The 12,929-nt window shown below is 65.2% G+C and carries 11 protein-coding genes; 8 read left to right on the forward strand and 3 right to left on the reverse strand.

Translation table 11 applies throughout. From position 1 onward, the window contains the following. Positions 1-68: 68 nt before the first annotated feature. Positions 69-2,585, forward strand: a complete 2,517-nt coding sequence (locus tag ACFHVL_RS24140; RefSeq protein WP_416630713.1) for an NACHT domain-containing protein — start codon at positions 69-71, stop codon at positions 2,583-2,585. On the opposite strand, the gene ACFHVL_RS24145 is transcribed toward ACFHVL_RS24140, so the two are convergent. The 3 genes from ACFHVL_RS24145 to ACFHVL_RS24155 form a co-directional block, all read right to left on the reverse strand. Beyond that, the gene (locus ACFHVL_RS24145) at positions 2,550-3,767 is read right to left on the reverse strand and encodes a helix-turn-helix domain-containing protein (RefSeq protein WP_416630714.1); all 1,218 of its coding nucleotides are present in this window, start codon (positions 3,765-3,767) and stop codon (positions 2,550-2,552) included. The genes ACFHVL_RS24140 and ACFHVL_RS24145 overlap by 36 nt on opposite strands. Positions 3,768-4,640: 873 nt before the next feature. Next, positions 4,641-5,186 carry a kinase gene (locus ACFHVL_RS24150; protein ID WP_416630715.1) on the reverse strand — a complete coding sequence of 182 codons (546 nt, stop codon included), beginning with the start codon at positions 5,184-5,186 and terminating at the stop codon, positions 4,641-4,643. Continuing rightward, positions 5,183-6,043 carry a GntR family transcriptional regulator gene (locus ACFHVL_RS24155; protein ID WP_416592696.1) on the reverse strand — a complete coding sequence of 287 codons (861 nt, stop codon included), beginning with the start codon at positions 6,041-6,043 and terminating at the stop codon, positions 5,183-5,185. Before ACFHVL_RS24155 ends, ACFHVL_RS24150 begins: the two co-directional genes overlap by 4 nt. Before the next feature lie 231 nt (positions 6,044-6,274). Here ACFHVL_RS24155 and ACFHVL_RS24160 point away from each other — a divergent pair, with 231 nt between their 5' ends. From ACFHVL_RS24160 to ACFHVL_RS24190, 7 genes are all read left to right on the forward strand, one after another. Then, complete coding sequence (locus tag ACFHVL_RS24160) at positions 6,275-6,538, forward strand: DUF6284 family protein (protein WP_416630716.1); 264 nt, start codon at positions 6,275-6,277, stop codon at positions 6,536-6,538. Then, positions 6,538-7,464: an ABC transporter permease gene (locus tag ACFHVL_RS24165; RefSeq protein WP_416630717.1), complete on the forward strand. Its 927-nt coding sequence runs from the start codon at positions 6,538-6,540 to the stop codon at positions 7,462-7,464. Before ACFHVL_RS24160 ends, ACFHVL_RS24165 begins: the two co-directional genes overlap by 1 nt. A gap of 93 nt (positions 7,465-7,557) precedes the next feature. Beyond that, the gene (locus ACFHVL_RS24170) at positions 7,558-7,800 is read left to right on the forward strand and encodes a hypothetical protein (RefSeq protein ID WP_416630718.1); all 243 of its coding nucleotides are present in this window, start codon (positions 7,558-7,560) and stop codon (positions 7,798-7,800) included. A 104-nt stretch (positions 7,801-7,904) separates the two neighbouring features. After that, on the forward strand, positions 7,905-10,103 hold the full coding sequence (locus ACFHVL_RS24175) for a cell division protein FtsK (RefSeq protein ID WP_416630719.1): 2,199 nt from the start codon (positions 7,905-7,907) through the stop codon (positions 10,101-10,103). A gap of 142 nt (positions 10,104-10,245) precedes the next feature. Next, positions 10,246-10,500: a hypothetical protein gene (locus ACFHVL_RS24180; RefSeq protein WP_416630720.1), complete on the forward strand. Its 255-nt coding sequence runs from the start codon at positions 10,246-10,248 to the stop codon at positions 10,498-10,500. Continuing rightward, entirely contained in the window at positions 10,497-10,814 is a 318-nt protein-coding gene (locus ACFHVL_RS24185) for a hypothetical protein (RefSeq protein WP_416630721.1), read from the forward strand. The genes ACFHVL_RS24180 and ACFHVL_RS24185 overlap by 4 nt, the downstream gene beginning before the upstream one ends. 37 nt (positions 10,815-10,851) lie before the next feature. Next, positions 10,852-12,807 carry a DUF3987 domain-containing protein gene (locus tag ACFHVL_RS24190; RefSeq protein WP_416630722.1) on the forward strand — a complete coding sequence of 652 codons (1,956 nt, stop codon included), beginning with the start codon at positions 10,852-10,854 and terminating at the stop codon, positions 12,805-12,807. Positions 12,808-12,929: the final 122 nt, after the last annotated feature.

Genomic DNA, 12,929 nt, shown 5'->3' on the forward strand with positions numbered 1-12,929 from the left:
CCGCAACTCGCCTCGTGTCCAGTTCTCAACACGGACAGAACCTCTCAAGCCGGAACAACGCCGGGGCCGTGGAACTACAGGCGCTCGCAGTTGCCGCCTCAATTGCGGCAGCTAACGCTTCGATCCGCAATACCGAATTGCTTCGAACCATAGGATCACTTCGTGACATCCACACATTCGAACAGAACCTACGCGAGCAAGTCAAATCGACGCACGGGAGCATGAAGTTGCCCCATGCCGGGACCACTCGAAGGGTTTCCTACCGCAAGCTATTTGTCGAACCGCTCCTGAACCGGGCCAAGCAGGAAGATGATGACGAAGAGCCAAGGGAGCTTGAAGATGTATTGCTTTCCCAGCCAAGAACCGTGATTCTGGGAAACCCGGGTGGCGGAAAATCCACATTAGCACTCAAGTTCACCTACGACATCGCAAGGAGAACGGCGAGCCGGAACCTGCCAACCACACCACTGTTGGTAGTGCTTCGAGAGTACAGCGAATCCCTCAAGAGCGAGAAAAGGACGATCGTCTCGTACCTAGAGGATCTCTGTCGATCCCCTTACAACATCGAGCCACCATCCGGAGCAATTGAATATCTGTTACTCAACGGTCGCGCCTACGTCATTTTTGACGGCCTTGACGAGTTGGTGGACCTGTCTGTACGCAAGCAGCTCGTGACAAGCGTCGAGAACTTTGCTAATCTTTATCCAACCGCATCAATTCTTGTGACGACGCGCGAGGTCGGATACGATCAAGCACCTCTCGATGAGCGGATATTCCAGTCCTACAACCTGGCACCCCTGAACTTTCAACAAGTTACCGAGTATGCCAAGAAATGGTTCGCCCTTGACGAATCAATAGAAAGAACGCGCCGCATCGAACTTGCCAAAGCTTTTATTGCCGACAGCGAATACGTAGCCGATCTTCGCACGAACCCGTTGATGCTGTCGTTGATGTGTGGGATCTACTCGAGCGAGCACTACATCCCCACCAACCGACCGGAGGTGTATCGCAAATGCGCCGAGCTGCTATTCGAACGCTGGGATAAACAGCGCGGAATAGTCTCCCCCCTCCCTTTTGATGCGCATGTACGTCGCGCGCTCGACGCTCTCGCTCTCTGGATGCTATCAGGTCCAAACTTCGAGAAAGGGGTGTCACGCGAGACACTGACGGAATTTATGACAAAATACCTGCACAAAAAAAGATTCGCCGAGGAAGCCGAGGCAGAGAATGCGGCAGTTCAGTTTATAGAATTCTGTACCGGCCGCGCCTGGGTGCTTACTGACATTGGCAGCAACATCCATCAAGAGCTGTATGGGTTCACGCATCGGACGTTCCTTGAGTTCTTCGCGGCTAACCAACTCGTGCGACTTAACACCTCAGCCGAACGTCTTTTAGGCGTATTACAAGAAAGGATTGCAAATCAAGAGTGGGATATGGTCGCCCAGCTAGCCTTACAGATTCTCGGACAATTCGTCGAAGACGGTAGCGATGACTTCCTAGACAGCTTGATGGACTGTCTACAATCGACCCATAACCAGACGAAGAAAATCAGCATGCTGTCGTTTGCGACCCGAGCACTCGCCTTTATCGTCCCCCGTCCCGCAGTAGCAAGTCGGATTGCTAGCACCGTGGTGGATCTCCAAGAGATGGTAGATCTCCAAAAGAAGGAGGGCACCAAGGGCCAGAGGAGGCCATGGCGCCTGTACGTATCTCCGTGGGCTGGCCTTAGGGCCAGCTCATCCGAGAATAGGGACGCAATAAGTCGAGGAATCGAGGAATCGCTAAAGGAGCGACTTAGTAGAAATCCAGGCGACGAAGTATCCCTGATGACAGCAGCATTCTTGGGCCACTTGGATGATCCGCATTCGAGCGCGATTGACAATTTCTGGGATCGTCAAAGCAAGGAGGTCTTCGGGCGGTTTCAATCTGAGTTCCGAGCCGCCGAATTTATGCATCTATGGATTCCTGCCTTGCTGGCGACAACCGGAGCATCTCCAGCCGTCGAAGTAGTGTCCCGGTTCGGCTTTAAAGTTCTTGTAGTCCACGAAATTGCGGGCAGAAATCATAGGGCCCCTGTCTTGTTCCGGTGGTGGACAGGACATACCGACGGTTGGCGAGACAGCCACATCGACAACCTGATGGAGGAGATTATTAACCCGCTCATTGCGCTTCCTCGACCCTGGTTACTCGCGGATGACCCAGGGGCAGCGCAGCTAATATCGGCTATGTCATCTGGCCCGAAGCGACGTCCTCGCGACTCCGGCAATCCGACAGTCTACACCGCATCCTGCATCTTTACGATGCTACCCATCGCGGAGGCTATTCTTGCTGAAGGAAAGTTCGATGGTTCCGCTGCCCCGGTTTCCTCGAGAACCGGACGCCGCCCTACTCTCAGTCTTTTAATCGATGCACGAACAGGAGCCGACAGGCCTCGATCAGACCTTCTGGGGCGCTTACATCAAGATGGACAGAGTGATTCCGCAATTTCCTTCCTTGAAGAGTGGACTCATGGAAGAATCAGTACTTTTCTGCCGGAATCCCCTGATTCATCACGTCGCCGTGACTGTCGTAGTGAAATTGCTTAATCCTGCATGTTCCGTACTTGCCCGGGAGACTTCGGCAGCCAGTGCGCGCGCGGATGGGGTGTAGTAGATTTCGGCTGGTGCGGTCCGATGCGCCTCCGCCAGGCTGCGTCCGGCCGCAATCATATTTCCGGTCTGTAGGTAGGTCCGTGTGATGTCGAGGAGGTACGCGGCTCTGTGTTCGGCGGGCAGATGCAGCCACTGCCCGCTTTGTATCGCCTTCTCATGTTGCGCAAGCGCCTGGCGTGCATCACCAAGGCTTGCCTGTGTGATGATCTGAGTGAGCTCGACGGCAGCAGGGCCGAATCTATGACCCTGATCTGTCTCGTTGTTCTTGACTTGGCGGGCAAGACCGGATGCTTGCCGCAGCAACTCCCGCACGGTGGCAGGGTCACCGTTGCTGGCTGCGGCTAACGCTGCTTGTAGCAGCAACGCTCCGTGCACAGACTTCTGTTCGGTTGTTCCGGTGCGTTCTGGCGGTTGCGTGATGTGGTGTGCGGCTGCGAGAGAGGTTGCGAGCGCTAGCCTGTTCTGGTGTAGGGCACGCAGTGCTTGCGTGAGGCTCAGTGCTGCGGTTGCGGCGAGTAGGCGATCGTTCCCGGCTACGATGACTGCTCGGTCCGCAGCGATCCATGCTAGATGTGCTTCTTCGAGTTTCACCAGCACCGTTGAAGCGAGCCTGTACGCCTGGATCACCGGCCCAGTTCCCGATTCCGGTCGCAGCGTGTGTAGCTGCTGGACATTTTTCAGTAGATTTGGAAGAACACGCACGAGCTGAGGGTATTTACCGTGCCCATATGTCAGCCAGGCGTGTTCTATCTGCCGCCGGATCTCTTCGAGTTTCGGCAGACGCAGGACGTCTGTCTGACCATTGAATATAGCGTGGCAGGCTAATGCTGCTTTCAGTTTCTCCAGGCCATCGACCGCGTTGCCGCTGGCCAGAGATGTTTCCTGCCCATCGAGTAATTCCGCTGGGTCGACTTGGAGTACTTCGGCGATGTGCTGGATGACGGAGACCTTGTCGAGTTTCCGTATGCCGCGTTCGACTTTGTCGACCCAGCTTTTTGATTTTCCGATGCGGTCAGCGAAGACTTGCTGTGTCATTCTGCGTCGCATGCGCCATTGGGCCACCCGACGGCCGACCGGTATCGGCGTCGCCGCCTGCCCTTGCTTGGTCGTTGTCACGGCAGTGGTTGGCGATCCGTGTTACCGCTTCGCTGTTCGGCCTGCTCGTTCCGGTTGGCCGGTCGCGGGTTGACCCGTGGGATTTCACTGGCAGGGTGTTCCCGTTCCTGCGCCGGGTGCACCACGTCGATTGCCAGGTGTGGACGCTGGAACCATTTCCCGAGCACGATTCCTCCGTAGAGATTGAGCGGTTCTTGTCGCCCTTGCTGGGAGCTGTGACGTACTTCGGTGAACCGTCGAATGTTGGTCCGGTTGACCGGGCTGGCTCGGAAATGTTCGAGTACCGCTCGTCTTACGGGTGGGTCCAGCGTACGAAGCGTTGGTTGAGGTCTTCCGGGTCGGTAACGGCGTTGGGGTCGAGTTTGGTGATGTCTCGGATGGCGAGGTGGAGCATGACGCCCATGAAGGTGGGGAGTGCTGCGGGGTTGTCGCGGAATTGGTTGATGAGGTCGAGTCGGGCTTGTCCGCAGGGCCAGGGGTGGGCGCAGGTGCGGCAGAGCCAGAGTGGGCGTAGTGGTGTGTGGGTTTTGGGGGGTTGGCGGTGGTGGACGGGTGATTGGTTCGGTGGTGTCGTCACGGCTTCAAGGGTGTCGGTGTGACTAGCCCCTTGTCAATATGCCAGTAGCGGTTTGCCAAGTGGCGGTTTGACTAGTTGGCGTTTGAATAGTGTGCGGGCATGGGTCGCCACCTGTACGGGCCACAGGAGCTGCAAGAGCGGCTCCGGGTGTCCCGTCAGCGGGTACAGCAGCTCATCCGACGTCCGGATTTCCCGGAGCCGTATGACCGTCTGGCTATGGGTTCTGTGTGGCGTATCGCGGACGTGGAAGCGTGGATCAAGAAGTTCCGGCCGCATCTGGATGAGCCGGACGAGGACTAGCCCGTTCTGGTGTCCGTGAGTGCGCTCATGGCGTGATGGATGGTGTGGGCTGCCTCCTGCGGGTCGGTGATGGCGGTATCGATGGTCAGGTCCGCGTCGACGGGTGGTGTCTGGTCCCACGCCGTGAGCCGCTCGGCGGTGTCGCCGGTGGCGCGTTCGGCGATGCGGTGTGCGGCGATGTCGCGGGGGCACCACAGGTAGACGACCAGCCACCGGGCCGTTGGGGTGGCGTCGGTGACGGCGGTGATGCCGTCGGGTTGGCCCATGTGCAGGACGGGGATGCCGGTGGTGAGCGCCTGGTCCAGGCCGTGGCGGTCGATGACGTAGGTGGCCCCGTACCGCTGGTTGCGCCAGATGATGTCGCCGGCCTGGTCCAGGGCGTCAAGGTGGTCGGGGGTGGTCATGCGGTAGCCGCTGGTCCGTCCCCTGCCGGTTTTGAGTCTGGCGAACAGCTGGTAGGCGGGGTCGATGGCGGCAAGCCGTGCGGTGACGGTGTCCTTGCCGGCCGCTGGCGGGCCGTAGAGGATGACACCCCGTCTCATGCGGTTGCCGCCGGCGCGGCCAGGATCGCCGACAGCAGCTCTTTCGCCTGCTTCTGCAGGGGGACGCTGGACGCGCAGTTGTCGATGACCGTGTGGGGTGCGGTCGGGCGCATGTCGAAGTTGACGGTGTCGAGGTAGGCGGGCCAGTTGGCGAGTTTGGCGGCGTCGCGGGCCGCGCCCCGGTGGCGGATGTAGGTGTGCATGGTGTCGGCGTCGCAGTACACCCACACGAACAGGGTTTGGGCGTTCATGGCGGTGTGGCTGGCCTGGATGCGGTCGACCCACGCGGTGTCGGTGAACTCGCGGATGAACGGGGCGGTGACGATGGCGCTGTTGCCGCAGGCGACGTTCTCATGGGCTACCGCGATGAGGGATTCGTACTCGCGTGGCCGGACCTTGGTGAAGTAGTCGTCTGACTCGCGGTCGTGGGGTGACAGGCCGAGGAGTTCCAACGCGGCTTCGACGACGGGGCGGGTGATGGTGTCCTTGTCGAGCATGGGCCAGCCGGTTTCCCGGGCGAGGATGCGGCCGAGTTCGGTCTTCCCGCTGCCTGCGTAGCCGCCGATCATCACGACCCGTGGGGTACGTAGGCGGATGTCACCGCCGCGTGTCTGGTTGGGGGCGTTCACGATCCGCTTCGATCGGGACTTGCTGACGATGAGCCCTTCGTCGCCGAGGATCTTCATCGCTTCGGAGATCGTGAACACGCTGACGTCCCAGCGTTCGGCGAGTTCGCGGGTGGACGGCAGGGTGTCGCCGTCACGGAGGACGCCCGCTTCGATCTCGTTGCGCAGGTTCCGGGCCACCTGTTGGTGCAGGGAGTCTGGTCGGCTGAGTCGGGGCTGAGGGGATGTCATGGGGTCCTCTCGCGTCGGGCGTCTGTCCGCGTCTGTCCAGGGAAGCCTACCAGTTGCCTAACAGATGGTATGCCCATCGCCGCAGGTCAGGGGCCAAGTTTGATCTTCATGCACCCCTAACAGTTGACCTGGCTCCATATCAGTTGTTAGCTTCATGTCGCTGGTCACGCCGACCGGCCAGGCCGAACAGGTCTGTAGAGGTCATCGCTGTGTCTTGTGGAGGAACGCGACATGCAGGCACCACCTGTCCCGGACCCGACCGAGGTCGGTCCCACCGCCGCCGATCTGGTGGCGATCGAACGTGAGTGGCCGTTGATTGAGGCCGAGTTGGCGTTGCTGGACGCGGAGATCACCGCGCTGTACGCCGAGGGCGGGCCGTCGTTGCTTGATCGCCGTCGGGTGCGGCGTGCTGAGCAGCGGGTGATGCGGGAAGCCGCCGCCCTGGGCGACGTCCAGGCCGTGACCGCTCTGCGGGTACGCAAGGCGGTGGCCTGATGACGACGCCCGCGAGCATGTACCCCCGCCCGGTGCAGGAGCTGTTGCCCGCCGCCCGTGCGATCGCCGCCCGCCTCGGTCAGGTTCCGTCGCGGAACCTGCTCATGAGGGAACTGCGGGTGGGTTCGCCCAAGGCGACCGCCCTTCGGGAAGCCCTGAACCAGGAACAGCAGGCCCAGGACGCGGGACACGCCGAGTCCACCGGCGGGCACCGGGGACTGCACCTGGTCCGCGACACCACCGACGACCAGACCGCCGAGGTCGACGCACCGGCCCCGGTCGACCCGTCGCCGGAGCCGTCGCCAGGGTCGGCGGATGCGTCGGCGGACCCGTTGCCGGTCGCCCCGTCCGACGAGCCGTCGGCCGGGTCCGGGGCGGACCTGCCGACGCCGGTCGCCGACACGGACGCCGAGGTGTCTTCGCCGGTGGCGGTGGACGGACACCCGGACCCGAAGATCACGACCAGCGCGCCCCGGCCGGTCCGGTCGCCGGTGCGGTCGTGGGTGCTGCTGTTGCTGGCCGCTCCCGCGTTCGTGGCGATCTGGTCCGGCTGGGTGGGCCTGGGTGAGCTGACCGGGTTCGGTGTGGTGCACCCGCTACCGGGCATCTGGGACAGCTTGGCGGTGAACACGGCGATCACGTTGCCGATCGGCGTTGAGGCGTATGCCGCGTACGCGCTGCGGGCGTGGCTCGCACCCGACGGGGTTCCGCCACGCGCACGGCGGTTCGCCGCCTGGTCCGCGATCGGCTCCCTCGTTCTGGGTGCGGCCGGTCAGGTGGCGTATCACCTGATGGAGTCCGCCGGCATCACCGCCGCCCCGTGGTGGATCACCACCGTTGTCGCCTGTCTGCCGGTGGCCGTGCTCGGTATGGGCGCCGCTCTGGCTCACCTGCTGCACACCGACCGCCAGCAGCGGGAGCCGTGACTTTGCCCGGCGGCGCGGCCCATGGCCTAGGAACCTTCGCCGCGCCGCCGGCCCTTCGACCCTCAGCAAATCGCTTCGGGAAGGACTCTCATCGTGGCATCCACGGCTTCGCCGGACGAGTTGCCGTCCACGGAAATCGTGTCGCGTATCCAGCACACCCCGGCCGGGGCGAAGGCGTGGGTGGAGCGTGACGGGCGCGGCCGGCTGTTCGTCCGCTGCCAGGGCTGCACCCTCTACCGCCAGGTCGACGGTATGGCTCCCGCCCTGGCCGCGCTGGTCAACCACCTACCGACCTGCCCCGCCGACGCGACCGGCGTCGACCCCGGTCCGGCCTGACCGCCCGTGTGCCGGTGGCGTGGCCGGACGACATACCCGCCGGCACGCCATCGGCCCCTCAACCTCGCACGTTCCCCCTGGTTCTTCTGTTGGAGGCAACCCCCATGCCCACCCCTGACGACGGTTACGACTGGCAGGCAGCGGAAGCCGACCTCACCACCGACGGCAGTGCGGATGTGGTCGACCTGACCGCCCGCCGCCGCAAGACCAACCCCGTCGGCTCGTTCGCGGTCGACATCGACGACGAGAGCGACGACCGCGACGACGACGCCCCGGTCCCGGTCGACTCACCCGCTACCCCGCACGGTGGCCGGTCCCGGCTGGCTGGTGTGGTGGGTGCGGAGCGTCGGCCGATCATCCCCGCCTGGCTCCGCTCCCGCTCGGAGTTGGCCAACGCGGTCCGGTGGACGGCAGGGCACTACACGCACGTCAGCATGTATCACCTGTCCCGGTCGCCGAAGTACGGCGCGCGGCTGGCATGGCGTGCACCGTTCGGCGTGGCCCGACTGCTCGGTCACACGGTGCGGTGGGTGACCGACGCCGAGGGTATCCCCGTGCGGCTGGCCGTGGTCCGGCAGGAAAACGCCGAACTGTACTTGAAGCTGTCGCGGCAGCGTGACGTACGGGTCCGGTGGCGCGGTCTGGTCCTGACCGCGATCCTGCTGCTCGGTGTGCCGACCGTGCTCACGTTGATGGCCCTGGCCGGGTCGTGGCAGCGGTGGGCGATCCTCGCCGGTGTCGTGGCGCTGTTCGGTGTGGCCGGTACGCCGAAGGACAAGCCGCTGTTGGACGTGGCCGCTGTCAGTCCGCGTGTGCGGAAGCTGTCCGCCGACGTGGTCACCCGTGCGTTCCTCGCGGCTGGGTTGTGCAAGCCGGACGACCTGATCACCTTCCCCGCCCCGATCATGCGCGACGGACCCGGTTGGCGGGCGGTGATCGATCTGCCGTTCTGGACGAACGCTGACAAGGCGATCAAGAAGCGTGACCAGCTTGCCGCCGGTCTCGACCTCGATGAGGTGCAGGTGTGGCCGGAGCGGGTACGCGGCACCGCCGGATCGGCCCGCCGTCTCGCCCTGTGGGTGGCCGATGAGGACCCGTACGCGAAGGGGTCCGGTGCGTGGCCTCTCATCACGAAGGGCGGCGTGGACATCTTCGAGCCGTTCCCGTTCGGGCAGGACCAGCGCGGACGTCCGGTGCCGCTGCTGCTCATGTTCACGTCCCTGCTGGTCGGTGCGATTCCGCGTATGGGTAAGACGTTCGCCGCACGCCTGCCGGTGCTCGCGGCGGCGTTGGATCCGATCGTTGAGCTGCACATCTACGACGGCAAGGGCGGGCAGGACTGGCGACCGTTCGAACGGATCGCCCACCGCACCGGCTACGGCGTCCGCGACGACGTCGTGTCCGCCCTGGTCGACGACCTACGCGGCCTGGTCGCCGACATGAACCGCCGCTACGACACCATCGCCACCCTGCCCGCCGACCTGTGCCCCGAATCGAAGGTCACCCGGACCATCGCCGAGAAGCGGTCGTTGAAGTTGTGGCCGATCCTGGTCGCGGTGGACGAGTTTCAGCGCTACTCCGCCCACCCCGTGCACGGCGACGAGATCGTGTCGCTGCTGACCGAGCTGTGCAAGGTCGGCCCCTCGGTCGGCATCATGATCCTGCTCGCCACGCAGAAGCCCGACGGCAAAGCGGTACCGACCGACCTGCGCGACAACATCGGCACCCGCTTCGCCCTCAAGACGATGACGTGGCAGTCGTCGGAAGCCGTGTTGGGTGCCGGGTCGTACACCGCCGGCTACGACTCGTCGCGGTTCCAACGCGGACACAAGGGCGTCGGCATCCTGCTCGGCGCGGACGACTCCGGCTCCGTCGACGAGGCCGTGACCGTGCGGACCAACCTCGCCGAGATGGCCGACGTCGAAAAGGTGGTGACCCGTGCGCGGGAGCTGCGGGAGCGGGCCGGCACCCTGACCGGCCACGCCATCGGCGACGCCCCGGAAGCCGTCGCCCGGACGGGAGACACCCTGTTGGACGACATCCTCACCGTCGTCCCCAAGGGCGAAGCGAAGGTGTGGTCAGAGACCGTCGTCGCCCGGCTGGCAGAGCTGCGCCCGGACGTCTACGGCGGGTGGGAGACCGGGAACCTCGCCCCGGCGCTCAAGCCGTACGGGGTCACGGTCGGCCGGCAGGTGTGGGGCACCGACCCGGTCACCGGGGAACGCGCCAACCGTAAGGGCATCCTCCGCGACGACATCACCACCGCCGTAACCAAGCGTGATCAACGCCGGAAGGCGGGATAGCCGCTCGCGGGCCGCTAGGTCTATCGGCGACACCCGCTAGACCTAGCGGCACCGCTAGCCCCCGAAACAAACCCCTGCCAGGACGCTAGCCGCCTAGCGCCCCTACCCCCGCACGCCCGAAAACCGCCCGTGGAGGCACCCCGTGGACCCGTACGCCACCCTCGCTAGCCTGCTCTGCCCCCTCCTGACCCTGGTCACTTTCGGTTACCTGGTCACCTGCGCGATCTGGCCGTTCGGACCCTGCCGACGCTGCCACGGCACCGGGAAACGCCGCGCCCCGTACGGCAAAGCGTTCCGCCTCTGCTACCGGTGCGACGGCACCGGACGCCGTATCCGCATCGGCCGGCACGTGTGGAACGAGATCCGCCGCGAACACCGCAACGGCACCAGTCGATGAACCGCCGCCGGCACCCGCACGGGGAACACACCGACTGGTGCGCCCGTGACCACCGCTGCGGACACGACGGACACCGCTCCCCCTCGATGATCGTCGACCTGCCAGGCCACGCCCGCGCCGTCCTCACCCGCATCCGCACCGGCGACGGACACGACCAGGCCGAAATCCGCGTACGGGTCGCCCTGGCCGACGCCGACCCCGCCGCCCGCCGACAACTGGCGGTCCTGCTCGCCGACCTGGACGACCTGATCACCCGGACCGCCGCCGCCGGCCGACCCCGCCCCCGGCCACGCGGTCACCGTCCCGCCGCCTAACCCCCATCCACCGACACCAGAGAAGGAGGAACGCCGTATGAGTCGACAGTCCACCCACGACCACAACGCGGAACGGGCTGTGATCGGCGCGGCGCTGGTCGCCCCGCCGGTCATGGCCGACCTGGTCGCCCTGCTCGGTCCGGACGACTTCCACCGACCGGCCCACGGGATCATCTGGCAGGCGTTGACCGCCGTGCACGCCACCGGCCAGGCCACCGACCCCATCACCCTCACGGCGCATCTCGCCGAGACTGGCGAGTTGGGCAAGGTCGGCGGTGCCCCCTACCTGCACACGCTCATGCAGGGCGTTCCCGCCGCCGGCAACGCCGGACACTACGCGCGGATCGTCGCCGACCATGCCGCCCGCCGCCGGGTCGTCGACCTGGGCGAGCGACTGACCAGCCTCGCCGCATCCGGCGCGGACGTCGCCGACGTGGTCGCGACCGGCCGTGCCCTGCTTGACCAGGCCGACGCGGGCGGTTGGGCACCGTTGATTCCGCTCGGCGACCGCCGCCACCTGCCCGCGTTCCCCGCCGAGATGCTGCCCGCCTGGGTCGCCGACATGGTCTACGGGGTTGCCGAGTTCACTCAGACCCCGGTCGACCTGCCCGGCTGCATCGCCCTGGCCGCTTTGTCGACGGCTGCCGGTGGCCGGGCCGAGGTGGAGGTACGCGGGTCGTGGCGGGAACCGGTCAACCTGTTCACGGTCGTGGTGTTGCCGCCCGGTTCCCGCAAGTCGGCGGTGTTCGCGGCGATCACCGGGCCGTTGTTGGCCGCTGAGAAGGCGTTGGTGGAGCGGACCCGACCGGCGATCGTGGAAGCCGAGTTGGCCGCACGGGTGGCGGGGAAGACGGCTGAGCGGACCGCGATCGCCGCTGCGAACGCGGACGCGTCCGGCCGTGACACCCTCTTGGCTGAGGCGACCGCCGCCGCGATGAACGCCGACACCATCACCGTCCCCGCGCTGCCACAGCTGGTCGCGGACGACGTCACCAGTGAGGAAGCCGCATCCCTGCTCGCCGAGCAGGGCGGACGCCTGGCCGTGCTGTCGCCGGAAGGCGGCATCTTCGCCACCATCGCCGGCCGCTACTCCGGAACCCCCAACCTCGAAGTCTTCCTCAAGGGCCACGCCGGGGACATGCTGCGCGTCAACCGCCGGTCCCGTGCGCCGGAACACGTCGAACACCCGGCGCTGACACTCGGTCTGGCCGTGCAACCCGACGTCCTGCGCGACATCGCGGACATGCCCGGATTCCGCGGCAAGGGGTTGCTGGCGCGCATCCTGTTCTCCCTGCCGGAGAACACCGTCGGACGACGCCGGATCGGAGCCGACCCGGTCCCTGAGCCGGTCGCGGCAACCTACGCGGCGAACCTCGCGACGATGGTCATGTCCCTCGCCGAGTGGACCGACCCCGCCGTGTTGCCGCTCACCCCCGACGCCAACGACCGCGTCATGGACATCGAACGGGCGGTAGAGCCGCGTTTGGCTCCCGGTGGCGCGTGGTCACACGTCATCGACTGGGGCAGCAAGTACACCGGCGCGGTCGTGCGGATCGCCGGACTGATCCACCTCGCCGAACACCTGCGCGACGGATGGGGCAAGCCCGTCCAGGCCGACACCATCGACCGGGCCGCACTGATCGGCGACTACTACGCCGCGCACGCCCTGGCCGCGTTCGACGACATGGGAGCCGACCGGACCAGCCGACACGCCCGCCACGTCCTCACCTGGATCGAACGCACCACCACGACCGCCTTCACGAAACGGGAGTTGTTCCGCGCGGTCCGCAGCAGCCAACTGCCCACCGTCGCCGACCTCGACCCCGCCCTGTCCCTACTCGAAACGCACGGCTACATCCGCCAGCTTGAGCAACCCCGCGCACGGGCCGGTGGCCGACCCCCGTCGCCGTCCTACCTGGTTCATCCCGACGTACACGGGCAACCAACCGCCACCGTCCACGCCCTACCCGACGGCGTCCGGCGGACCGCCTAATGCCCCGGACAGAACTGACACAACTGACACAACCCCCTGCCGACCGAGGTTCTGTCAGTTCTGTCAGTTCTGTCCACGGCCAAACACCCCCGCCGGACCGGCCAGCGACCCTGCCGCGCCGC

This window comes from Micromonospora sp. LOL_023 (genome assembly GCF_048060115.1).
Taxonomy (GTDB): domain Bacteria; phylum Actinomycetota; class Actinomycetes; order Mycobacteriales; family Micromonosporaceae; genus Micromonospora_E.